This window comes from Rhizobium mesosinicum (assembly GCF_019511345.1).
GTDB classification, from domain to species: Bacteria; Pseudomonadota; Alphaproteobacteria; order Rhizobiales; family Rhizobiaceae; genus Rhizobium; species Rhizobium mesosinicum.
In genome coordinates this window covers 54,490-75,659 of sequence record NZ_JAEUAK010000015.1, presented here as the reverse complement: position 1 = coordinate 75,659, position 21,170 = coordinate 54,490, and the positions used below count along the sequence as shown (strand labels likewise).

Annotated in this window: 24 protein-coding genes; 9 read left to right on the top strand and 15 right to left on the bottom strand. The window is 60.2% G+C overall.

Going from position 1 to position 21,170, the window contains the following annotated elements:
* Nucleotides 1-267: 267 nt before the first annotated feature.
* From JNB85_RS27730 to JNB85_RS27705, 6 genes are all read left to right on the top strand, one after another.
* Nucleotides 268-1,041, top strand: coding sequence for a transporter substrate-binding domain-containing protein (locus JNB85_RS27730; RefSeq protein ID WP_132651739.1), 774 nt, complete (start codon nt 268-270; stop codon nt 1,039-1,041).
* A 113-nt stretch (nt 1,042-1,154) separates the two neighbouring features.
* Entirely contained in the window at nt 1,155-1,961 is an 807-nt protein-coding gene (locus JNB85_RS27725; RefSeq protein WP_220337619.1) for an ABC transporter permease, read from the top strand.
* Entirely contained in the window at nt 1,958-2,788 is an 831-nt protein-coding gene (locus tag JNB85_RS27720; protein WP_220337618.1) for an ABC transporter permease, read from the top strand. Before JNB85_RS27725 ends, JNB85_RS27720 begins: the two co-directional genes overlap by 4 nt.
* A gap of 159 nt (nt 2,789-2,947) precedes the next feature.
* On the top strand, nt 2,948-3,214 hold the full coding sequence (locus tag JNB85_RS27715; RefSeq protein ID WP_183830578.1) for an usg protein: 267 nt from the start codon (nt 2,948-2,950) through the stop codon (nt 3,212-3,214).
* Nucleotides 3,215-3,257: 43 nt separating this feature from the next.
* Entirely contained in the window at nt 3,258-4,079 is an 822-nt protein-coding gene (locus JNB85_RS27710; RefSeq protein ID WP_183746543.1) for a class I SAM-dependent methyltransferase, read from the top strand.
* Between the two features lie 99 nt (nt 4,080-4,178).
* Nucleotides 4,179-4,856 (top strand): glutathione S-transferase family protein, encoded by a 678-nt coding sequence (locus JNB85_RS27705; RefSeq protein ID WP_220337617.1) that lies wholly within the window; start codon nt 4,179-4,181, stop codon nt 4,854-4,856.
* A gap of 18 nt (nt 4,857-4,874) precedes the next feature.
* Here JNB85_RS27705 and JNB85_RS27700 read toward each other — a convergent pair whose 3' ends face one another.
* The 7 genes from JNB85_RS27700 to JNB85_RS27670 all read right to left on the bottom strand — a co-directional run bounded on the left by JNB85_RS27700 (nt 4,875) and on the right by JNB85_RS27670 (nt 11,079).
* Nucleotides 4,875-5,159, bottom strand: a complete 285-nt coding sequence (locus tag JNB85_RS27700) for a YciI family protein (RefSeq protein WP_220337616.1) — start codon at nt 5,157-5,159, stop codon at nt 4,875-4,877.
* 38 nt (nt 5,160-5,197) lie between these two features.
* A complete protein-coding gene (locus tag JNB85_RS27695) occupies nt 5,198-5,782 on the bottom strand; it encodes a TetR/AcrR family transcriptional regulator (protein ID WP_220337615.1) in 585 nt (194 codons plus the stop codon).
* Nucleotides 5,783-5,879: 97 nt separating this feature from the next.
* Nucleotides 5,880-6,701 carry an ABC transporter ATP-binding protein gene (locus tag JNB85_RS27690; RefSeq protein WP_220337614.1) on the bottom strand — a complete coding sequence of 274 codons (822 nt, stop codon included), beginning with the start codon at nt 6,699-6,701 and terminating at the stop codon, nt 5,880-5,882.
* A gap of 10 nt (nt 6,702-6,711) precedes the next feature.
* Nucleotides 6,712-7,563, bottom strand: a complete 852-nt coding sequence (gene ssuC / locus JNB85_RS27685; RefSeq protein WP_220337613.1) for an aliphatic sulfonate ABC transporter permease SsuC — start codon at nt 7,561-7,563, stop codon at nt 6,712-6,714.
* Between the two features lie 89 nt (nt 7,564-7,652).
* Nucleotides 7,653-8,828 carry an FMNH2-dependent alkanesulfonate monooxygenase gene (gene ssuD / locus JNB85_RS27680; RefSeq protein ID WP_220337612.1) on the bottom strand — a complete coding sequence of 392 codons (1,176 nt, stop codon included), beginning with the start codon at nt 8,826-8,828 and terminating at the stop codon, nt 7,653-7,655.
* Between the two features lie 86 nt (nt 8,829-8,914).
* Nucleotides 8,915-9,880 (bottom strand): aliphatic sulfonate ABC transporter substrate-binding protein, encoded by a 966-nt coding sequence (locus JNB85_RS27675; protein ID WP_220337611.1) that lies wholly within the window; start codon nt 9,878-9,880, stop codon nt 8,915-8,917.
* A gap of 233 nt (nt 9,881-10,113) precedes the next feature.
* Nucleotides 10,114-11,079, bottom strand: a complete 966-nt coding sequence (locus JNB85_RS27670; RefSeq protein ID WP_220337610.1) for an aliphatic sulfonate ABC transporter substrate-binding protein — start codon at nt 11,077-11,079, stop codon at nt 10,114-10,116.
* Between the two features lie 277 nt (nt 11,080-11,356).
* Here JNB85_RS27670 and JNB85_RS27665 point away from each other — a divergent pair, with 277 nt between their 5' ends.
* Entirely contained in the window at nt 11,357-12,226 is an 870-nt protein-coding gene (locus JNB85_RS27665) for an NAD(P)-dependent oxidoreductase (protein ID WP_220337609.1), read from the top strand.
* Nucleotides 12,227-12,268: 42 nt separating this feature from the next.
* Nucleotides 12,269-12,922: a DNA alkylation repair protein gene (locus JNB85_RS27660; RefSeq protein ID WP_220337686.1), complete on the top strand. Its 654-nt coding sequence runs from the start codon at nt 12,269-12,271 to the stop codon at nt 12,920-12,922.
* A gap of 8 nt (nt 12,923-12,930) precedes the next feature.
* On the opposite strand, the gene JNB85_RS27655 is transcribed toward JNB85_RS27660, so the two are convergent.
* The 6 genes from JNB85_RS27655 to JNB85_RS27630 all read right to left on the bottom strand — a co-directional run bounded on the left by JNB85_RS27655 (nt 12,931) and on the right by JNB85_RS27630 (nt 17,928).
* Nucleotides 12,931-13,863 carry a LysR substrate-binding domain-containing protein gene (locus JNB85_RS27655; protein ID WP_220337608.1) on the bottom strand — a complete coding sequence of 311 codons (933 nt, stop codon included), beginning with the start codon at nt 13,861-13,863 and terminating at the stop codon, nt 12,931-12,933.
* 66 nt (nt 13,864-13,929) lie between these two features.
* Nucleotides 13,930-14,217: a hypothetical protein gene (locus JNB85_RS27650; protein WP_220337607.1), complete on the bottom strand. Its 288-nt coding sequence runs from the start codon at nt 14,215-14,217 to the stop codon at nt 13,930-13,932.
* A 137-nt stretch (nt 14,218-14,354) separates the two neighbouring features.
* Complete coding sequence (locus tag JNB85_RS27645) at nt 14,355-15,383, bottom strand: porin (protein WP_220337606.1); 1,029 nt, start codon at nt 15,381-15,383, stop codon at nt 14,355-14,357.
* 799 nt (nt 15,384-16,182) lie between these two features.
* Nucleotides 16,183-16,671 carry an Lrp/AsnC family transcriptional regulator gene (locus JNB85_RS27640; RefSeq protein WP_220337605.1) on the bottom strand — a complete coding sequence of 163 codons (489 nt, stop codon included), beginning with the start codon at nt 16,669-16,671 and terminating at the stop codon, nt 16,183-16,185.
* Nucleotides 16,672-16,741: 70 nt separating this feature from the next.
* Nucleotides 16,742-17,383 (bottom strand): uracil-DNA glycosylase family protein, encoded by a 642-nt coding sequence (locus JNB85_RS27635; RefSeq protein ID WP_220337604.1) that lies wholly within the window; start codon nt 17,381-17,383, stop codon nt 16,742-16,744.
* Entirely contained in the window at nt 17,380-17,928 is a 549-nt protein-coding gene (locus tag JNB85_RS27630; protein WP_220337603.1) for a thermonuclease family protein, read from the bottom strand. The genes JNB85_RS27635 and JNB85_RS27630 overlap by 4 nt, the downstream gene beginning before the upstream one ends.
* Nucleotides 17,929-18,034: 106 nt before the next feature.
* On the opposite strand from JNB85_RS27630, the gene JNB85_RS27625 reads away from it, so the two are divergent.
* A complete protein-coding gene (locus tag JNB85_RS27625) occupies nt 18,035-19,570 on the top strand; it encodes a sensor histidine kinase (protein WP_220337685.1) in 1,536 nt (511 codons plus the stop codon).
* A 13-nt stretch (nt 19,571-19,583) separates the two neighbouring features.
* Here the strand turns inward: JNB85_RS27625 and JNB85_RS27620 are convergent, their stop codons facing one another.
* Nucleotides 19,584-19,964 carry a diacylglycerol kinase gene (locus JNB85_RS27620; protein WP_220337602.1) on the bottom strand — a complete coding sequence of 127 codons (381 nt, stop codon included), beginning with the start codon at nt 19,962-19,964 and terminating at the stop codon, nt 19,584-19,586.
* Nucleotides 19,965-20,088: 124 nt separating this feature from the next.
* The gene (cobT, locus tag JNB85_RS27615; RefSeq protein ID WP_220337601.1) at nt 20,089-21,105 is read right to left on the bottom strand and encodes a nicotinate-nucleotide--dimethylbenzimidazole phosphoribosyltransferase; all 1,017 of its coding nucleotides are present in this window, start codon (nt 21,103-21,105) and stop codon (nt 20,089-20,091) included.
* Between the last annotated feature and the right edge of the window lie 65 nt (nt 21,106-21,170).

Here is a 21,170-nt window from a genome sequence, read left to right as displayed (position 1 = left end):
GTGCGAACCCACAATCGCCAAAATGCCGATTTGTTCCGGAAGCTAGGAAGACCCGCATTAACCTCGCCTGAACGCGGCATTCGGCCTTGGTTCATACCCGCCGCCATCCCGGCTCCCGGTTGCACCGCACAATAGCGGGCGGGATTCCTGTTGCAATTTTGCAAAAAAAGGTTTGATTATCGCCGCAAGACGGTGGTGGCACCGTCTAAGTATCCGGCGGCCGGCGAACAACAAAAAGACCCGGAGCCACCAACAGAGAGGATCCTCATGCGCATTTCCACCAAGCTCCTTGCTGCAGCCTCGCTCGCAGCAATGTCTCTCTTTGCCGGCGCGGCTCTTGCCGATGGTGAAAAATACGTGATCGGCACGGACTCGACCTACCCGCCATTCGAATTCGTTGACGCCAGTGGCACCATACAGGGCTTCGACATCGATATCGCCAAGGCGCTCTGTGCCGAAATGAAGGCCGAATGCTCCTTCGTAAGCACCGACTGGGACGGCATCATTCCGGCGCTCAACGCAAAGAAGTTCGACATGATCGTCTCTTCCATGTCGATCACGCCGGAGCGCCTGAAGTTGGTCGACTTCTCCAACAAGTACTACAACACCCCGCCGGCCATCGCCGTGCCGAAGGACTCCAAGATCACCGATGTTGCCGGCCTCAAGGGAAAGGTGATCGGCGCGCAGACCTCCACGACGCATGCCAACTACGCCGAGAAGCATCTCGCCGACACCGAGCTGAAGCTCTACCCGACGGCTGATGAGTACAAGCTCGACGTTTCCAGCGGCCGTGTCGATGCTGTCATCGACGACGTCGTCGTTCTCTCCGAATGGGTCAAGTCCGACGCCGGCTCCTGCTGCAAGATCCTGACGACTCTGCCGGTCGACAAGGAGATTAACGGCAACGGCGCCGGTATCGCCATCCGCAAGGGCGACCCGCTGAAGGAAAAGCTGAACACTGCGATCGCCGCGATCCGCGCCAGCGGCGAGTACAAGAAGATCCAGGACAAGTACTTCGATTTCGACGTTTACGGCGAATGATAAATTCGCTATCTGGCCGATGAAGGAAATGGCGGAAGGCTTGCTCTTCCGCCATTTTTGTTTGACAAAGGTGGCAAGATCAAAACGGCAAAAGCCGTGAGGGGAATTCTGGCATGGGCGGATTGTTTTCCGCGCTCGGCTCCTTCTGGAGCCTGCTTGTGCACATTTTCGATCCGCTCTGCGGACCCGTCGGCCTCTTCACCTGGTTTGGTCAGTCGACGATTCTTGCCTGTGGCGACACCGGCTGGGGCGACGAGATTGCACTCGGCCTCCAGGTCACCGTATCGGTGGCGGTCGTCACCCTGCCGATCGGCCTCGTTATCGGTTTCCTCGTGGCGCTCGGCCAGCAGTCGGAAGAAAAGTCGCTGCGGCTTGCCGCCGGCGTCTACACCACGATCTTCCGCGGCCTGCCGGAGCTTCTCACGCTCTTCATCATCTATTACGGCATGCAGATCCTCATCCAGTATCTGCTGGATCTCGCCGGCTACAACGGCCCGCCGGTCGAAATCAACGCCTTCCTTGCCGGCGTGATTGCGCTCTCGGTCGTATTTTCCGCCTATTGCTCCGAAGTGCTGCTCTCGGCTTTCCGCGCCATTCCCAAGGGGCAATATGAGGCGGGAGACTCACTCGGCCTGCACTGGGGCCGCACGCTGCGCCTCATCGTCCTGCCGCAGCTCGTGCGCATCGCGCTCCCTGGCCTGATGAATCTCTGGATGGTGCTGCTGAAGGACACGTCTTACGTTTCGATCATCAGCCTCGCCGATATCCTGCGCCAGACGAACGTCGCCGTGCGCGTCACCAAGGAACCATTCTTTTTCTACGGCATCGCCTGCTGTCTCTATCTGGCGCTCGCGATCCTCTCCTCCTTCGTCCTCGCCCATATCGATCGTTGGGCCAGGCGTTCGGAGGTCCGCCGATGAGTTATGCCGAGACGCTCATCCCGCCGCAGCCGGCACCCCGCACGGTGGCAAAGCCGGTGACGGCATCACGGCTGATCGGCTACCTGCTCGTCGCCTTCTGGGCGCTCCTGGCAGCGCTGCTGATCTTCACCGTCGTCGCGGGTTGGGATCCGGACAAATTCACTCATTACGGGCCGCGTTACCTGCATGGCCTCTGGATCACCCTGAGCCTCGTCTTCATCTCCGTCATCTGCGGCGCCGTCCTCTCGCTGCCGCTTGCCATGGCGCGCCTGTCGAAATACAGAGCGCTAAATTGGCTTGCCTACGGGTACATCTACTTCTTCCGTGGAACGCCGCTGCTTGCCCAGCTCTTCCTTGTCTATTACGGCCTCGGCGTGTTCCGGCCGCAGATGGAAGCCGTCGGTCTCTGGTGGTTCTTCCGCGATGCCTGGTATTGCGGCCTCTTTGCCATGACCATCAATACCGCGGCATATCAGGCGGAAATCCTGCGTGGCGCGATCGCAAGCGTTCCGTACGGCCAGCATGAAGCCGCTGCGGCCCTCGGCATCCACAAGGTCATCGCCTTCCGCAAGATCATCCTGCCGCAAGCCTTCATCGTGGCGCTGCGCCCCTACGGCAACGAGATCATCCTGCTCATCAAGGGCTCGGCGGTCGTCGCCATCATCACCGTCCTCGATCTGATGGGCGAGACGCGCTACGCCTTCTCGCGCACGTTCGATTACCAGACCTACCTTTGGGCGGCGATCTTCTACCTCGCCATCGTAGAGGCGCTGCGCCATCTCTGGAACTGGATCGAGCGCCGCCTCACGCGCCATCTGAAGCGCTGAGCGATTGGCAGCACTCACCCGGTGTCGCTGCCAAGCCATTGAAATTAAATTGAATAGCTCTTTGTTGTAGTAACTGTAAAGCTTCCGTTAACCACTGCATGATCTCATATCATGTAGCGCTAATAAGCGCGGAGTGGGAACGAGAAGAAGCGAGACACAATGCACAAGGACATGGAAAAGCAGCTTCAGGGTTACGGGCTGACGACCGCCCAGATCCTCTATCGCATGCCGGATCATCCGGCCTTGCTCCAGACCTATATCTGGCAGGACTACGACCTCGCTCCGGACTTTCCGGAAATGCGCGGGTTCCTGAAGTTCTGGCAGGAGAAACTGGACGGGCCGCTGCATTCGGTGCGTTACATTCATCGCAGGCTCATTTCGGCAACGGAGTGGCGCTCCCTTAAGGGCGAATTCATATTGCACTGAAATTGCAGTTGCGATGGTAAGCTGTGGGCTCTAAAACGCCCGCATGAACAAAAAGAAGATCGATGAAGAGGCTCTCGCGGAAGCCTATAACCGCGCTCTCGCGCTTGAAAAAGCCGGCGATATCGACGCGGCCGTCGAGGCCTATCAGGACGTCCTGGCAATCGATCCCGACGACCACGGCGGCGCGGCCGTTCGTATTGCCTCTATGGGCCGCGGCGAGACGCCTGTTCGCGCGCCGGACGCCTATGTCGAAACCCTCTTCGATCAGCACGCCGAAGTCTTCGAGGATGTGCTGGTGGAGCAGCTCGGCTACCACGTGCCGATGCTCGTGCGCCAGCGCCTGCAGGATCTGAAACTCGGTCCCTTCAAGCGCATGCTCGATCTCGGCTGCGGCACGGGACTCACCGGCAGCGCGCTCAATGACCTCTGCGAAGAGATGATCGGCATCGACATCTCGGAAAACATGGTCGTCATCGCCGATGAGAAGGAAGTCTATGAGACGCTCTTCGTCGCCGAGGTCGAGGATTTCCTCGACGACAATGATGAAGAGCCCTTCGATCTAATCACTGCGACCGACGTGCTTCCCTATCTCGGCGCGCTGGAGCCGCTCTTCTTCGGGGCTGCCGAAAACATGAATGCCGGCGGCATCTTTATCTTTTCCTCGGAAACCCTGCCCGAAAAACTGGCGGACGGCCGCCCCTATATGGTCGGTCCGCACCAGCGCTTCATCCACACCGAGACCTATATCCGCGAGCGGCTGGCTGCTACAGGCTTCGAGCTGATCGAGATCATGGAGATCAACGTGCGCATGCAGGAAGGCCACCCGAGCCCCGGCCATCTGGTGACGGCGCGGTATAACGGCTGAACGCCCCATCTGGCATTTGTCTTTCGTACTGCTAATTATAGAGCGTCCTTAGCGCGTGCAACCCGCACGCGGCGTTCGTTCAGCACGAAAGGTCATCGCATGGCGCTCGTTCTCTACCAGCATCCGCTTGCTTCGTTCTGCCACAAGGTGCTGATCGCGCTCTACGAGAGCGGGACGCCCTTCGAAAACCGCTTCGTCGATCTCGCCGACGAACAGTCGAGCGCCGATCTCCTGCGCTTCTGGCCGGTCGGCAAGATTCCCATCCTGCGCGACGAGACGCGCGACAGCACGGTTCCTGAAACCAGCATCATCGTCGAATATCTTGATAGGCACTATCCTGGGCCGGTGCCGCTCGTGCCCGAGGAAACCAATGCCGCCCTTCAGGTCCGCCTCTGGGATCGTTTCTTCGATCTCTATGTGCAGGTGCCGATGCAAAAGATCGTCATAGACCGGATACGGCCGGAAGGCTCGGCCGATCCGTACGGCGTCAATGAAGCTCGCGGGATGCTGTCGCTTGCCTATGACATGGTGGAGAAGCAGATCGACGGCAAAGCCTGGATCACCGGCGACGCCTTCACCATGGCCGACTGCGCTGCCGCTCCCGCGCTCTTCTATGCGAGAACGCTGGTGCCCTTTACGGAAAAACGGCCGGGCCTCGAAGCCTATTACAGGCGCTTGCTGGAACGCCCCTCCTTCGCCCGCGCACTAAAGGAGGCGCTGCCCTATTTCAAGTTCTATCCCTATAAGGAAAACCTGCCCGAAGAGTTTCGGCCGTAGACCTAAGCGACGGGCAGATTAGGCCCTCAGAAAGGCAAGCCGCTCATCGACACGGCCTGGAGCGATCTCCAGGATTTCAGCGCTGACGACACCTTCGGCAACGAAAGGGTCGTCATTCACACGCATTTCAAGCTCCTCGCGCGCAATGCCGTGGGCAAGAATGGCACCGCCTGCATTCGGCTGAAGACTGCCCGCCAGCTGAAAAACACCATCATCGAAACCGCGCTTGATCCAGGCATTATGGCCTTCCATGTGCTGCGGTGCTTTGCTCTTATCGGCGAATTTGAGTGTGATGATAAACATCTGAATATCCCTCGGATTGTGTGATGATAAAAAAAAGATCAGGCGGCGCGTGCGCCACCGGTAATTTGCGCCTCCAGCCAGACGCTCATGTCTTCGACCTCGCGGCGTATGAAATTCTCGTCGTGAAAGGCCGTAGCAAGCGACGCGACACCCTGGCTTCGCATCAGCACATGCATCGAAAGCGCATCGGCATCTGCTTTCCTGCCAAGCGCAGCAAACTGTCGCGTCAGCCAATTGCGAAAGAGCGTGAAGAGCTCTGCCGCATCGGCCTTGGCGGCATGATCGAGTTTTGCAAGCTCGTTGCAAAGCGTGCCGACCGGGCAGCCATAGGCCATGATCTTGGCGCGGTTCATGATGAGGATATTGAAAAAGCTGCGGATACGGTCAGCAGGCGCCTCGTCCTCGGTCTCCCAGAGATTTAGCATGGCCTGCGTATTAGCCATCCGCAGGGCGATCACCGCATCAAGGATCTCGTCCTTGGTTTTGAAATGATAGTAGAAATTACCCCGCGACAGGCCGACGGCGGCCGCGATATGCGCAAATGATGTCGCCTCGAACCCGTGCTCGTAAAAGAGCCGGTCTGCAGCCTGCACAATCTGCTGGCGGGTAGCCTCAGCACTCATCAACACCTCGTCGCGTCTAGGGCAATTGTCCTAGTTCGTATTTAGGACGATCGACCTACGAAGATCAAGCGTTTTCTGAGGGAGAAGCGGCCTCGGCCTAGTGACCGCCGTCGCCGCCGAGGATTGCCGAAAGCAGCCGGCCCTCCAGTTCCGCCAGCGCCGGATTGCCGTGCCGGCGCGGATGCGGATGGGGAATGGGAAGGTCGAGTGCGATACGCCCCTCCTCCAGCACGATCACCCGGTCGGCGAGATGCACCGCCTCGCTGACATCGTGGGTGACGAGCACGGTAGTGCAGCCAAGTTCGCGCCAAACGCGGTTCAGCAATTGCTGCATGCTGATGCGGGTCAGGGCATCGAGCGCGCCGAGCGGCTCGTCGAGCGCCAGAATGCCGGGTTTGCTGACGAGGGCGCGGGCCAGCGCCACGCGCTGCCGTTGGCCGCCGGAAAGACGCGCCGGCCATTCGCCGGCCTTTTCGGCAAGCTGCACCTCGCCGAGAACGGCCTTCGCTTCTTCGAGCGCCAGCTTCTTTTCGATACCTTCTCCGAGGCCAACCGCGACATTGTCAGCGACGGTGAGCCAGGGCAGAAGGCGCGGCTCCTGAAAGACGATGCGGGCATTGGACTCGGTTTCGCTGCCATCTGCACCTTCGAACCGCAGTTCGCCCGCCGTTGGCTCGTCGAGGCCCATCAGGATGCGCAAAAGCGTGCTCTTGCCACAACCGCTTTTGCCGATGACGGCGACGAACTGGCCGGCCGGAATATGTAGGTTGATACCGCGCAGAACCCGATTGACGCCGAAGCTCTTTTCGAGGCCGGAAAGAGTAATGGCCGCGGCGCCCTCGCCGGCTGTGGTCGGCCGATGCTCAATGTACTCAGCCGCTTTGACAGGGTGGAAACGCTCATGCGTGATGACGGTCATGATATCTATCCTATTTCGCGTAGACCGGGTTCCACTTGAGCGTCTGGCGCTCCAGCGCGCGGGCGATGACATCGGCGAGCTTGCCGAGCACGGCATAGATGACGAGCGACAACACCACCACATCGGTCATCATGAATTCGCGGGCATTGTTGGCCATATGGCCGATGCCGGAGGAGGCGGCGATCGATTCCGAGACAATCAGTGTCAGCCACATGATGCCGAGCGCATAACGCAGGCCGACGAAGATCGATGGCAGCGCGCCGGGGAAAATCACCTTGCGGAACAAGGTCCAGCCGCTCATGCCATAGACCTTGCCCATTTCGATCAGGTCGCGGTCGACATTGCGCACACCGTGATAGGTGTTGAGATAGACGGGAAAGAGAACGCCGAGCGAGGTGAGGAAGAGTTTCGATTCCTCGCCGATCCCGAACCAGAGAATGACGAGCGGGATCATTGCCAAATGCGGAATGGTGCGCAGCATCTGCAGCACCGTATCCGTCAACTCTTCCGAGAGCTTCGAGACGCCATTGGCGATGCCGAGCAGGAAGCCGATGGAGCCGCCGACGAGAAGCCCGGCAAAGGCGCGTGCGGCGCTGACCAGCACGTCTTGAGGCAGCTGTCCCGAGATCGTCGTCGTCCAGAAGGCGGCAGCGACATCGGCTGGCGACGGCATGATGCGCGAGGAGATCCAGCCGGCGGAACATCCGAGCTGCCAGAGTGCGACGATCGCAACCGGCACCAGATAGGGCAACAGCTTGTCGCGGCCGGGCAGCGGCAGGCGCAAGCCCGCCCTGTCCCCGTTTGCACCGATCTTTTCAGTGCCGGCGGCAGCCCGCGCAAACGGCGTATCGAAAGTCGACATGGATATGTTCCTCGCGCTTTGCTTCAGAGCAACTCCCGGAAACTGTGCGGAGCCTCTTGTTCGGAATTGCGTTAGAAAACCGGCCCCGATCAGGAGCCGGAAACGACCTTCAGATTGCCGCCATGGCTGCCGCCGGCAAAAACCTTCCTGCGACCGAACTCGTTGTTGAAGCTGAGGCGCTGTTCGTCCCTCTCGATACCGAGTTCCGGGAAGAGCAACTCGGCAACGCGATAGGCCTCTTCCAGATGCGGATAACCGGAGCCGATGACCGTATCGATACCGACTTCCTGATATTCGCGAAGGCGCGCGGCAACCGTCTTCGGCGAGCCGACGAGCGCGGTGCCCGCACCGGCACGCACCAGGCCGATACCCGCCCAGAGGTTCGGCGAGACTTCGAGCTTGTCGCGGCGGCCGCCGTGTAGTGCTGCCATGCGCTTCTGGCCGACGGAGTCGGATTCCTTGACGAAGCGCTCCTGCGCCTCGGCGATCGTCTCGTCATCGAGATGGCGGATGAGGCGGTCAGCCGCTTCCCATGCTTCATCGTCCGTCTCGCGCACGATGAAGTGCAGGCGAATGCCGAAGGACACGTCACGGCCCTTGCCGGCGGCGGCGGCGCGCACCTTCTGCACCTTTTCGGCAACCTGTGCCGGCGGCTCGCCCCAGGTCAGGTACTTGTCGACACGGCCGACGGCGAAATCGATGCCGGCATCGGACGAGCCGCCGAAATAGAGCGGCGGGCGCGGCGTCTGCACCGAGGGGAAGCCGAGACGGGCTTCGGTCGCCTTGATATACTTGCCGTCATAACTCGCCACACCCTTTTCGAGCAGCTCTTCGAAGACATGGAAAAACTCGTCGGCATGGGCGTAGCGCTCGTCATGCTCCAGATGGATGCCGTCGCCGGCAAGCTCGGCGGGACTGCCGCCGACCACGATATTGAGAAGCAGACGGCCGTTGGAAATGCGGTCGAGAGTGGTGGCAAGGCGCGCATAATAGGCCGGAGATGCCGTGCCGGGGCGGATCGCCACCAGGAACTGCAGCTTCTCGGTCCTGGCCGCCAGCGCCGACGCCATCACGAAGGATTCTTCGCAGGCGACGCCGGTGGGCAGCAGCACGCCGGAATAACCGAGACGGTCGACCGCCTGGGCGATCTGCGTCAGATAGCCGATTTCGGGGGCGCGGTTGAGATCGGTGGAGCCGAGATAGGTGCCGTCGCCGGATGTCGGGATGAACCAGAGGAAATTGATCGGGTCGGATGAAGCAGTCATGAGCGCGTTCCTTTCTTATAATTGTCTGAAATCGGCGGGATGGCCTGATTGGCTCGCCCGGCGGCTGTTAGCTCGCCCGGCGGCTGTTAGCTCGCCTTCGGGTGCCAGACGATATCGCTGACCTTAAGCTGCTTCGGCACGATCTTGAGCTTGTAGAAATCGTCGGCGAGCGCCTGCTGGTAGGCGAGCGCGGCATCCGGAACCAGCGAAACCTTGCCAAGGTCGGCCTGGCTGCGGGTGAGCGTGACGCGAGTGATACCGACGGGAACGCCGGTGATCTGGGCGAGCGCCTTCACCGTGTCGTCGAGGTTGGCCTGCGCGGCCGCGCCGACCTTGGCGAGCTCATCGATCACATCGACGATCGCTTCCGGGTTGGCGTTGGTAAAGGTGCCGTTGCCGAGGAAATAGCCCCAATTGTCGAGCAGGCCCTCCGAGGTCGTCAGCACCCGCGTCTGCGGATCGGCTTCGGCCACCGCAAAGAACGGGTCCCAGATCGCCCACGCATCGATGCTGCCGGTCTTGAAAGCGGCACCCGCATCCGGCGGCGGCAGATCGACTTCGGTAATATCGGAGAGAGAAAGCCCGGCCTTGGCGATCACCTTGAGCGCAAAATTATGAGCGCTGGAGCCACGCTTATAGGCGATTTTCTTACCCTTCAGATCCTCGAGTTTCTGGATCGGCGAATCCTTCTGAACGAGCAGCCCGTGGAAGGCGGCCGGCCCGCGATAGGCGCCGACATAAAGAAGATCGCCGCCGGCAGCCTGGGCGAAGAGCGGCGGCACATCGCCGGAGACGCCGAAATCGAGTGCACCGGCACCGACGGCTTCGAGCAGCGGCGGGCCTGACGTGAATTCGTTCCACTCGACTTTGACGCCTTTGGCCTCAAGCCGCTTTTCCAGCGCGCCCGAGGCCTTGGCGAGCGGCAGCACGCCGAATTTCTGCCAGCCGATGCGAAGCGTCGTGGCCGCAGCCTTTGCGGAGCGCACCTGCGGCAGGATGGCGGTGGCGGCCGCAGCACCGAAAAGGCCGAGCGTCTGTCTGCGTGTGAACATAAATCTCTTCTCCGTTCTGGTGGCTTTCGGCCGTTCCCCATTGCAAACCAATGTCGCGAACTGGCGCGCCTGATCATGCGGAGATACTGACATAGACGACAAATTAGATCGACAATATCAATTTGCTATTCTAACTCGGTCTGGAGAATAATTTTGCCCGGTTCCGCGGCATGGGTATGCTCCCATGCCGCGGTCGCAAGACCCTGCCCCAGTGCACACCCTAAGCTGTGGGATTAGCTCGCCTTTGGACGCCAGACGATATCGCCGGTGGTCAGCTTCTTCGGCACGATACCGAGATTGTAGAACTCGTCGGCCAGCGCCTGCTGATAGGCGGCCGCCGCGTCCGTCACAGTCGTCACGCTGCCAAGATCGGCGCCGGGGCGCTGCAGCGTCACCCGCGTCACCTCGGCGGGAACGCCTGTTATTGCCGAAAGCTCCTTGACCGTCGCGTCGAGATTGTCCTGCGCCGAGCGGCCGACATTGCGGAGTTCATCCAGCACATTGACGATGACCGTACCATTAGCGTCGGTAAAATCCTTGTTGGCGAGGAAGAAACTGTAGGAGTCGACGATCCCTTCCGCCGTCGTCAGAACGCGCGTATCGGGATCGGCTTCCGCGATGGCCAGATAAGGATCCCAGATCGACCAGGCATCGATGCTGCCATTCTTGAAAGCCGCCGCCGCATCCGGCGGCGCCAGATCGACCTGCTGCACATCGTCAGGTTTCAGCCCCGCCTTGCGCAGGGCTTTGACCGTTACGTTATGGGCGCTGGAGCCGCGCTTGAAGACGACCTTCTTGCCCTTCAGATCTTCGAGCGTCTTGATCGGCGAATCTTTGCGCACCAGAATGGCGGAGCCTGCCGGGCTGCCCCTGTAGACTCCGACATAATAGAGCGCGCGCCCTGCCGCCTGCGCAAAGAGCGGCGGCACATCGCCAGTCGCACCGAAATCGAGCGCACCGGCGCCAAGCGCCTCCAGCAGCGGCGGGCCGGAGGTAAATTCCGACCAGCTCACCGTGATCCGCTGATCGGCAAGCCGCTTTTCCAAGGCGCCGCGGCTCTTGGCGAGCGCGAGCACGCCGTTCTTCTGCCAGCCGATGCGGAGCTCGGTTGCCGCAGCGCGTGCCGGCTTGATCGACGGCAGAATCGCCGTGGCCGCGGCGGCTCCGAAAAGTCCCAGCGTTTGTCGACGTGTGATCATCTCTATCCCCTTTTCTTGCAAGCCCCCGCTCCTGCTGCGCTGGCCGGTACGTTTTCATGGCGCGTTCAACGAGATCGATGATGATTTAGTCTATAAATTAGATCGACAATTAAATTCATCATATTCGCAATATCTGAAACTTTCCCGACCCGCTTTGCTGGAATCCGAGAAATTTTGTTCCAAAGGGAGCTGTCTAACCTGCCCTCGTGGCTTTTCGCCGCCCCCTGTTTCCGCTAATTCTCTGACCCAGTTTGCAAGCGGTTATGGAGGACAGCATATGGCGAAAGTCGCTTTCATCGGTCTCGGCGTCATGGGTTTCCCGATGGCGGGGCATCTGAAGACAAAGGGCGGCCACGATGTCACCGTCTATAATCGCACCGCCGAAAAGGCCGCCGCCTGGGTGGAAAAATTTTCCGGCAAATCCGCCCCTACCCCGGCGGAAGCCGCCGAGGGCTGCGATTTCGTCTTCGTCTGCGTCGGCAATGACGACGATCTCCGCCAGGTGAGCTCAGGAGAGAATGGCGTGCTCAAGAGCATGAAGCCTGGCTCGGTGCTGATCGACAACACCACGGCCAGCGCCGAAGTCGCTCGTGAGCTTTATGAAGCTGCGAAGGCAAAGGGCATCGACTTCATCGATGCTCCTGTCTCCGGCGGCCAGGCGGGTGCTGAAAACGGCGTACTGACCGTCATGTGCGGCGGCGATGAGGCCGCCTTCGAAAAGGCGAAACCCGTCATTGACGCCTATGCCCGCATGGTCGGCCTGATGGGTCCGGCCGGCTCCGGCCAGCTGACCAAGATGATGAACCAGATCTGCATTGCGGGCATCGTCCAAGGGCTTGCCGAGGCTGTGCATTTCGGCAAGCGCGCGGGACTCGATATCGAAAAGGTGGTCGATGTCATCTCCAAGGGTGCCGCCGGTTCCTGGCAGATGGAAAACCGCCACAAGACCATGAACCAGGGCAAATATGATTTCGGCTTTGCCGTCGACTGGATGCGCAAGGATCTTGGCATCGTGCTGGCGGAAGCCCGCAGCAACGGCGCCAAGCTGCCGCTGACGGCCCTCGTCGATCAGTTCTACGGCGATGTCCAGGCGCTCGGCGGTAACAGATGGGATACGTCCTCGCTGCTCGCCCGTCTCGAAAGATGACAAAGAACTGTCGATGATCTCCCATCTTCGAGTGCAGCAGAACTGATCGCCCATCTCCAGACGCTGCGGTCCGAAGACAATATCGCCGGCATGGCGCGTTTCGGCATCGTCACCGAAACCGCCATCGGCATTTCCAATCCTGATCTGCAGAAGATCGCCCGGCTTGCAAAGAAGGATCACATCAGAGCGAAGGCGCTCTGGGCAAGCGGCATCCGCGAAGCTCGGTTGCTGGCGCTCTACACGTTCGATCCGAAAAGCCTGACGGAAGCCGACGCCCGCACACTTGCCGACGGCTTCAACTCCTGGGAAATCGTCGACTGCGCCGCCGACCTCTTCATTGAAGCTAATCTCGATGCGCTGATCCCGGACTTTGCCGCCGATACCAGAGAATTCGTCAGACGGACCGCCTTCGCCATGATCGCCGGTGCGGCGGTCCACCGGAAGAAGGACCCGGATGAAAGCCTGCTTGCCTATCTGCCGCTGATCGAAGCGCATTCCACCGATAACAGAAACTTCGTCCGCAAGGCCGTCAACTGGTCGCTCCGCAACATCGGCAAGCGCAGCCACACCTGCCACCAGCCTGCTCTCGCCCTTGCCGAACGCCTCGCCTCAAGCACTGACAAGACGGCTCGCTGGATCGGCAAGGATGCAGTCAGGGAACTGACGAGCGAAAAGCTGCTGGCGCGACTCGGCTAAAGAAAGCCTTACTCTGCCGCGATCGCAGCCCCTGCCGCGACGATCTGATTCTGCTTGGACTTCTCGACGAGGAAATCGATCAGCGCCCGTACCGCCGGCGGCATGCCTTTGGCGGTCGTGAAGACCAGGTAGAACTGGCTCTCAACCGTCTGCCACTCCGGCAGCACACGAACCAGCCGGCCGGACCGTATATCCTGCGCGCAGGCATGCTCGAGGATGAGCCCGTATCCCACACCAGCGCGTGCGGCATCGAGGATAGCCGTCATGCTGCGGCAAGTGAGTCGCGGCTGATGCCGCACGACCTTCTTCTCGCCATCAGGACCGACCAACTCCCAGGTATGAAAGGACATCCATGTGGTCATGGCGAGTGTCGGCGCATTGCCGAGGTCGTCGACACAGCCGAGTTCGCCCATGCGCTCGACGAGCGAGGGGCTGGCGACGAGGATGCGCCGCGCCCGGTCGAGCTTGCGCATCGTCAGGCTCGTTTGAGTTTCCGGCTCACTCGCCGCGCGGACTTCGACATCGATGCGCTCGTTGATGAGGTCCGTGCGCCGGTCGGAGCCGATGATCTGCAGTTTGATCTTGGGATAGCGCTCTAGGAACTCCGGCAACACGGCCCCGAGCGAAATATCGATGAGGCCGAGCGGGCACCCCATGCGCACGATCCCCTGCGGATCGGACTGGGCCTCCGTGACGATCGATTTGGCGCGATCGGTCTCCCTCAGAATCGTCTGGCACTGCTCATAGAAGGCCTGGCCGATCTCCGTCACCCGGAAGTGACGTGTGGAACGCTCGATCAGCCTCGTCCCCAGGCAATCTTCCAGACGGCTGACGCGTCTGCTCAGCTTGGATCGGGGAATTTTTAAGGTTCGGCTTGCGGAAGCAAAGCCACCGCTGGAGACGACGGCTGCAAAATAGAAGTAGTCGTTAAGATCGTCCATTTCGCAAATCTATCCGAGAGCAGTGATGAATGCCAGCCTCTGAAAAGGCTCATAGCGCCTCACCTGTCACATTGCAGTCCCATCGGAGCGCCGCGCGTCCATCCGGATGCGCGGAGGACCTTTAACTCTTTGGATCTGCGCATAAGGCTTTCCGAGAATCGATTCCAATTTTCGGACCGATACTGTCGCGGCATCAATCCGAAGGAGAAAACCATCGGCGGCGCGGTTTGAAGGATGAAGTCGCGCAACGAAAAAGGCGCATGTTGCACATATATGCCCGGAGTCGGGAAGAATTCTGAAAAAAGCTGCTGATAAGGTGAAACCGGCAAAGCGTGGCGGCGCTTCGGGTTTCATATCGGCTTTCAACTGCAAAGGACTGGCCCAGCAGGGAAAACCGGACCAGTCCCTCGTTACTGATCGGAGGTCATTCTGATCAGAAACTCGTGGGTTGGGAGACCCCCGGCACGAGGCCGGGGGTTCCGTCGTTCAAATTAGAACGAGCGCTGCAGACGGAAGTAACCGGTGGTTACGTCGTCGCCATCTTCCGGATCCAGGTACTGGACGGAAGCCTTGGCGTAGAAGTTGTCGACGATCTGGTAGTCGACCGTCAGACCGACCTTCCAGGCATCGCCGAGACCGTCGAAGTCATCCGGAACAGCAGAGTCGCTGCCGAAGTAGTTGCCGTAGTACTGAACGCCGGGGGTGATCTTCAGCTTGTCGGTAGCCTTGATGGCGTACTCGGCAGCAACTGCCCATTCGGCGATCGAGTAGTAGGAGTTCGGACCGCTGGAGTAGACAGCAGCGAGGCCGAGCGTGCCCGGGCCGAGTTCAGCCGTACCCATAGCGCGGATAGCGCCGTCTTCGTTGTCGAAGTCGTAGCCGCCGGTGACCTGGTAGCTGAAGGCGCCAGCCGTGCCGCCGATGCCGAAGGCAACGCCGACGTTGTTGGGCTCTTCGCCATCCTTGAAGACGCCGTCTTCAAGTTCGTCGACGCTGAGGCCAGCATAGAAGGAGCCGGTTTCGTACTGATAACGGAGCGAGTTATGCAGCGTTACGTTGGAGCCGATGTCGTCCGTTTCGCCGGAGAGACCGTCGTCCCACCAGGAGTAGAAGAGACCAGCGCGGAAGCCCGCGACGTCGAGGTAAGCGGAGTCGAGGATCGTCGACTGGCTGGACGCGTTGTCGGCGTTTGCCTGAAGAACGATCACGCCGGTGAGCGGGCCGTACTCGGTGTCGCTCTTGGCCGTGAACTGAACCTGACCGCGGGTTACAGCATCCCAGCTCGAGTCGTTGTCGCCACCGGCGCTCGGGCCGACGTTAACCTGGAAACGGATGTAGCCTTCGATCTTCAGGCAGGTTTCCGTGCCCGGGATGTAGAAGTAGCCGGTGCCGTAAGCGTCGCAGACGCGAACGTACTCAACCGGTTCCGGCTCGGCAGCGACGATTGCGTCTGCTGCGAGTACCGGGGTCGATGCAGCAAATGCTGCTGCCGACGCGAGCAATACCATCTTGATGTTCATTGTTAAATTCCACTCCTTTGTCGATCGGGGCTTTACCCTGTCTCCGAAGATCCAAAGTCGACCCGTTTGAACAGCCTCACGGCGTGCGGATCGATCGAACCGCCGAACGTTCATCCCACAGACATCAGACTGTAGCAATTCGTGAACGGCTCTCACCCGCAAACACAGCATTCTTTCTGCGTAAGGCGTGGTTTTTATACAACAAATTCAATGAGTTGAATAGTTTACGCGCAGAAACCGCCGCGACAACCATTGGCTGTCGCAAGCGGTTGGATAATCCTCCCAAGCATCGCGATACGGAGCAAGCTCAACGCTTCGCGAACCGAAAGAACTGTAGCGCCGGCTAACGATTATATAAAGATCGGAGATTGGGACATTGTGTCCTGAAATCGAACCTAATGGTGTAGATCGCGACCATTTGATCGCCTGAAGGCCCGCTTGGCGTCGTCATCGGCCTAACGTTTTGGCCAAGAACAAAAAATGGTGCAGCGCGCGATATTGCGCTGCACGGACATTATCCGGATATCCCCTGGTCATAGTCCCGAATCAGACGTCAACTCACGACCCGGGTGGCTTCGCACAGTTCCATGACAGTAAGATTACAATTTGGAAAGGTTTAGCGCTCGCCGTCGAGATGCAGGTTCTTCGCGAACACCCTTCGAAGTCACGGATGAACTCCTGAGTCTCTGCAGCTCGCCTGCGCAGATATGTCTCCAAGAGGAGCTTCTCCCCTGGTTAAAGCGGGCGCGATTCGCTCGCGCCTGCCTGAATTAAACGCGCTTCATTAAAGGCGCCCGCCTCAGTCCTCGTTGGACCTGGCGTTTTCGATCAGCATGTAGTCGAGCGGCAGCTGCGTCGAATACTTGATCTGCTCCATCGCGAAGGCAGAAGACACATCCCGAATCTCGATCTTGGCGATCATCCGCTTGTAGAAGGCGTCATAGGCGGCGATGTCGGGCACGACGACGCGCAGCAGATAGTCGACATCGCCGCTCATGCGATAGAATTCGACCACTTCGGGGAATTCCGCCACAACCTCGGAGAAGCGGCGCAGCCACTCGATGGAATGGGTCGCGGTGCGGATCGACACGAAGACCGTGACCTTGGTATTGACCTTTTCCGGATCGAGGATCGCCACCCGGCGTTTGATGACGCCGTCTTCCTCCATTTTCTGGATACGCCGCCAGCATGGCGTCGTCGAAAGCCCGACCTTTTTGGCGAGGTCGGCAACGGCGAGCGTCGAATCTTCCTGGAGCAGGCGCAGTATCTTTCGGTCGAGGCGATCCATGCGAAACTAAGTCCCTTTCGAATTATTTTCTCTGTATAGCGCGATTCCGGCCGACGAAAAGAATTTTGTTTCAGAGGGCAAGCATTTTGATTCGCCGGCGTAGCTCGGGAAGCAGTTCTTCCTCGAACCACGGATGCCGTTTGATCCAGCCGGTATTGCGCCAACTTGGATGCGGCAGCGGAAGAACAGCGGGCCTGCCCGGAAGAGTGAGGCTGTCGCGCCAGGCCAGCACCGTCTCTGTCATGTTTTCACGCCGCATCGATCCCATATGCGAGGTCTGCGCATATCCGCCGACGGCGAGCACCAGTTCGATCTGCGGCATGGCCGAAAGCACGCGGCCACGCCAGACCGGCGCACATTCCCGTCGCGGCGGCAGGTCGCTGCCCTTGGCGTCGTAACCCGGAAAGCAGAAGCCCATCGGTACGATCGCAAAGCGATCCCGGTCGTAGAAGGCCGGCCGGTCTACCTGAAGCCACTGCCGCAGCCGGTCGCCGGAGGCGTCGTCGAACGGCAGCCCGCTTTCATGGACGCGAAGCCCCGGCGCCTGGCCCGCGATCAGCACACGGGCGCGCGTCGAAAGAACGGCAACCGGCCGAGGCTCATGCGGCAGGCGATCGTCAATGCCGCGGATCGGCGCGTCGCGACAGATCCGGCAGGCGGCGATGGCCTGCCGCAATGCCTCCAGCCCGTCATCGGGCTCACTATCAGTCATTCCCATCCTGTCCATTCGCCGATCAGCCGCCGCAGGCCGGAACTTTCATGCCGTGCCTGATCCCTGACGTCGCGCGGCATTTCAAAACGACCCGCCCAAAGCCCGAGCTTTTGCGCCCGCGCCTGCTCTTCCTCGCGCAGGTAGCCGCCATAGGAAACTGCCATGCCCGAGGCTACCATGCGCGCATTGATATCGCCGGCGTCGCTGCGGCAGACGACCAGAAGCCGGTCGTAACGATCCCGCTCGCTTCCGCCGCATTGCGTGCCGTTGTCAGAAACCAGCTGCTGCAGACTGCGCTGGGCAAGTCTGCCGCAGGGCCAGTCTTGTCCTGCCCGCTCGCATGTCTGCGACAGTTCCGGTGCATCGATGCCCTTCAGCCGCATGCGCTCGCCCTCAAGAGCGAGGCTGTCGCCATCGGCGGCATGGAAGGCGCCCTGATACTGGATGTCGGGCCTGTCGTTGAGCTTGGCCGCGATTAATGCAACGAAAACAAGAAAAGCCAGAGCGGTTGTACCGTCCCGGGTCAAGACAAGAAGCCGCGCCACGCTTTTGCCTCCTTCAAAAACAAACCCTTGGCAAAGATGGCAAACATCTTCTTAAGACTTTCCGGTTAAGCTCTTATTCATCTGCGGGACAAATTTCAACGTGCACATGAGTACCGGCGTCAGCACATCGACCGACAAGATTATTGTCGACAAATCGCGCGGCCACCGCAACAAGGCGGTTTCCAAGGCCGTACGGCAGACGCGCGAACGCCTGCAGTCCGGCCATGCCTCCAGTTCTGCCTTCGATCGTGATGTGCTGCAGATGTATGTCACTGCCGTGCTGCAGGGCGCGGCGATCATGCCGCTTTTCGTCATTATCGTCGCAGCACTCGGCACCTATTTCGCCGAGGATGCGAGCCTGCTCTTCTGGGCGTTGTTGACGCTGACCTGCCATACAGCCAATATTCTTCTGGCACGTCACGCCAGGACGAAGGAAATAACCGCGGAAGCCGCGCGCCGTTGGCGCAACCTCTTGCTGGCGGGCCAGTTCCTGATCGGCTGCTGCTGGGCGGTCTTTGCCCTGCAGGACTGCGCGGCCTGCGAACCTTCGAGCTTCACGCTCTATAAGGGTGCTACGCTGTTGATCGCACTGTCGGTCACGACCATGTCGAATTTCATGCTGACGCCCGCCGTGCTCGTCGGCTTTGCACCCGCTGTCGTGGCGCTTGCCGCAAGAAGCGGCCTGTCGCGGGATATTCTGGAACTCTCCCTGGCCGGTGTCTTCACCGTGACGGTAGTCTTCTTCAATTATATCAGCGACCGGCTCTTCCAGTTCAGCCTGAAGATCCTTTCCTTCCAGTCGGAAAAGGATGATCTGATCGCCGAGCTGGAAGTTGCCAAATCCATGTCGGACGAGGCGCGCCGCCGCGCCGAGGAGGCAAACCTCGCCAAGTCGCGCTTCCTCGCCTCCATGTCGCATGAGCTGCGCACGCCGTTGAATGCCATCCTCGGCTTTTCCGAGGTCATGTCGGCGGAGGTCATGGGGCCGCTCGCAAATCCGACCTATAAGGAATACGCCGGCGATATCCATCGCTCGGGCCAGCATCTACTCGATCTCATCAACGAAATCCTGGACCTGTCGCGCATCGAAGCCGGCAAATACGAGCTCAGCGAAGAGGCGGTCTCGCTGCTCGACATTACCGAGGACTGCATCGGCATGGTGCAACTTCGCGCCCGCGCCAAGAACATCACCATCCACGATCAGGTCGAGCGCCAGCTTCCGGCGATCTGGGCGGATGAGAAATCCATGCGCCAGGTCGTGCTCAATCTTCTTTCCAATGCCGTGAAATTCACGCCTCAGGGTGGAGAAATCAACGTCAAGGTCGGCTGGACGGCCGGCGGCGGCCAGTACATCTCCATCAGGGATAACGGCCCCGGCATTCCCGAAGACGAAATCCCGGTCGTGCTGTCGGCCTTTGGCCAGGGCTCGATCGCCATCAAGAGCGCCGAACAGGGCACCGGACTCGGCCTGCCGATCGTTCAGGCGATCCTTGCCAAGCATGACGGCCAGTTCATCCTGAAATCCAGGCTGCGCGAGGGCACCGAAGTCATCGCCATCCTGCCCGCCAAGCGCGTGCTGCAGAGCATCCCGGCTGTGGAACAGGCTCGGCCGGTTGCCAAGAAGCGCCGCAGCTTCGCTTAGTCCATCTCATAATTTAAAAGAACAGATGCCTGATGATGACGAAGCCGAGATAAAGGCTGCAGGCGGCGATCATGCAGGTCACGGCGAAAGAGCCGAGATCCTTGGCATGTTTGCCGACGATTGAAATCTCAGGTGAAATCCGGTCGATCACTTCCTCGACCGCCGTATTCATCGCCTCCACGGAAAAGAGCCCGAGGAAAAGCACGGTGGTGACGACGAATTCCGTGGCATCAGCACCGACGAAGAAAAGCACGATCAGCGCCACCGCAAAGAAACCGATCTCCTGCCGGAAGGCCGCTTCCCTGAAGACCCGCAGGAAGCCGGCCCAGGAATAGCCGGCCGCTGCCACGAAATGGCGAAATCCCGTTTCTTTGGCCACGGCAGGTTTCGTCAAAGGCCCCTCGTTTCCTCCAAGCCGGTCTTTTTGCCGGCGCTTTCATTTATGAGAGAATACGCAGATACCGTTTCCCCGATTTCGGTGCAAGCAACGCCCCGGCAGGATTGCGGTTTTGACCGCGTCAATGTTTGCCGGAAACGCCGGCCTGGCTGAAGGTCGCCATGCCGGAATGGCAGGCTGCCGCCGCCTTGACGATGCCGGCAGCAAGCGCTGCCCCCGTACCTTCGCCAAGCCGCATGCCGAGCGCCAGAAGCGGCGTCTTGCCGAGCTGTTCGATGGCACGCAGATGTCCCGGCTCGGCCGAGACATGGCCGATCAGGCAATGGTCGAGCGCAGACGGATTGGCCGCCCTGAGGATCGCGCCTGCGGCGGTTGCCGTATAACCGTCGATCAACACAGGAATACGCTCCATGCGCGCCGCAAGGATGGCGCCCGCCATTGCCGCGATCTCGCGACCGCCGAGCCGGCGCATAATTTCCAGGGGATCGTCGAGGTGATTGCTATGCAGCTCCACGGCGCGCTCGACGGCATCGATCTTGCGTTCCAGCATCTCGCCTTCCGAACCCGTGCCGGGGCCGACCCAGTCACGCGCCGTGCCGCCATAGAGCGCATAGTTGATGGCAGCAGCAATCGTCGTATTGCCGATTCCCATTTCGCCGATGCAGAGCAGGTCCGTGCCGCCAGCAATCGCTTCCATGCCGAAGGCCATGGTGGCCGCGCAATCGCGCTCGGTCAGCGCCGGCTCCTGGGTGATGTCGCCGGTCGGGTAATCGAGCGCCAGATCGAAGACTTTTAGGCCAAGGTCATAGGCAACGCAGATCTGATTGATTGCCGCTCCGCCAGCCGCGAAATTCTCGACCATCTGTTGCGTCACTTCTGGCGGGAAAGGCGTGATTCCCTGTCGCACCACACCATGATTGCCGGCGAAGATCGCCACCAGCGGCCGGTTGACTGTGGGAGCCCGGCCCGTCCATGCGGCGAGCCAGAAAGCGATCTCTTCCAGTCGTCCGAGCGCGCCCGGCGGCTTCGTCAGTTGCGCGTCGCGTTCGCGGGCGGCGACCAGCGCGTGACCATCCGGTCCCGGCAGGTCACGAAGAAGGGCGCGAAAATCGTCGAACGGCAGGCCTGAAACGCTCATCTGAATGGCTTTCCTTGTATTCTTGTCTTTTCCCGGCAAATCGGGTTCTTTGCGTGGCGACTCTC

What these genes read in the sequence shown, in the direction of transcription:
- JNB85_RS27655 (WP_220337608.1), bottom strand. Translation starts at nt 13,863, where the DNA reads ATGGACGATCTTAACGACTACTTCTATTTTGCAGCCGTCGTCTCCAGC.
- JNB85_RS27690 (WP_220337614.1), bottom strand. Translation starts at nt 6,701, where the DNA reads ATGACCGTCATCACGCATGAGCGTTTCCACCCTGTCAAAGCGGCTGAG.
- ssuD (WP_220337612.1), bottom strand. Translation starts at nt 8,828, where the DNA reads ATGACTGCTTCATCCGACCCGATCAATTTCCTCTGGTTCATCCCGACA.
- JNB85_RS27710 (WP_183746543.1), top strand. Translation starts at nt 3,258, where the DNA reads ATGAACAAAAAGAAGATCGATGAAGAGGCTCTCGCGGAAGCCTATAAC.
- JNB85_RS27675 (WP_220337611.1), bottom strand. Translation starts at nt 9,880, where the DNA reads ATGTTCACACGCAGACAGACGCTCGGCCTTTTCGGTGCTGCGGCCGCC.
- JNB85_RS27730 (WP_132651739.1), top strand. Translation starts at nt 268, where the DNA reads ATGCGCATTTCCACCAAGCTCCTTGCTGCAGCCTCGCTCGCAGCAATG.
- JNB85_RS27670 (WP_220337610.1), bottom strand. Translation starts at nt 11,079, where the DNA reads ATGATCACACGTCGACAAACGCTGGGACTTTTCGGAGCCGCCGCGGCC.
- JNB85_RS27725 (WP_220337619.1), top strand. Translation starts at nt 1,155, where the DNA reads ATGGGCGGATTGTTTTCCGCGCTCGGCTCCTTCTGGAGCCTGCTTGTG.
- JNB85_RS27640 (WP_220337605.1), bottom strand. Translation starts at nt 16,671, where the DNA reads ATGGATCGCCTCGACCGAAAGATACTGCGCCTGCTCCAGGAAGATTCG.
- JNB85_RS27715 (WP_183830578.1), top strand. Translation starts at nt 2,948, where the DNA reads ATGCACAAGGACATGGAAAAGCAGCTTCAGGGTTACGGGCTGACGACC.
- JNB85_RS27665 (WP_220337609.1), top strand. Translation starts at nt 11,357, where the DNA reads ATGGCGAAAGTCGCTTTCATCGGTCTCGGCGTCATGGGTTTCCCGATG.
- cobT (WP_220337601.1), bottom strand. Translation starts at nt 21,105, where the DNA reads ATGAGCGTTTCAGGCCTGCCGTTCGACGATTTTCGCGCCCTTCTTCGT.
- JNB85_RS27705 (WP_220337617.1), top strand. Translation starts at nt 4,179, where the DNA reads ATGGCGCTCGTTCTCTACCAGCATCCGCTTGCTTCGTTCTGCCACAAG.
- JNB85_RS27695 (WP_220337615.1), bottom strand. Translation starts at nt 5,782, where the DNA reads ATGAGTGCTGAGGCTACCCGCCAGCAGATTGTGCAGGCTGCAGACCGG.
- JNB85_RS27720 (WP_220337618.1), top strand. Translation starts at nt 1,958, where the DNA reads ATGAGTTATGCCGAGACGCTCATCCCGCCGCAGCCGGCACCCCGCACG.
- JNB85_RS27700 (WP_220337616.1), bottom strand. Translation starts at nt 5,159, where the DNA reads ATGTTTATCATCACACTCAAATTCGCCGATAAGAGCAAAGCACCGCAG.
- JNB85_RS27645 (WP_220337606.1), bottom strand. Translation starts at nt 15,383, where the DNA reads ATGAACATCAAGATGGTATTGCTCGCGTCGGCAGCAGCATTTGCTGCA.
- ssuC (WP_220337613.1), bottom strand. Translation starts at nt 7,563, where the DNA reads ATGTCGACTTTCGATACGCCGTTTGCGCGGGCTGCCGCCGGCACTGAA.
- JNB85_RS27650 (WP_220337607.1), bottom strand. Translation starts at nt 14,217, where the DNA reads ATGAAACCCGAAGCGCCGCCACGCTTTGCCGGTTTCACCTTATCAGCA.
- JNB85_RS27625 (WP_220337685.1), top strand. Translation starts at nt 18,035, where the DNA reads ATGAGTACCGGCGTCAGCACATCGACCGACAAGATTATTGTCGACAAA.
- JNB85_RS27635 (WP_220337604.1), bottom strand. Translation starts at nt 17,383, where the DNA reads ATGACTGATAGTGAGCCCGATGACGGGCTGGAGGCATTGCGGCAGGCC.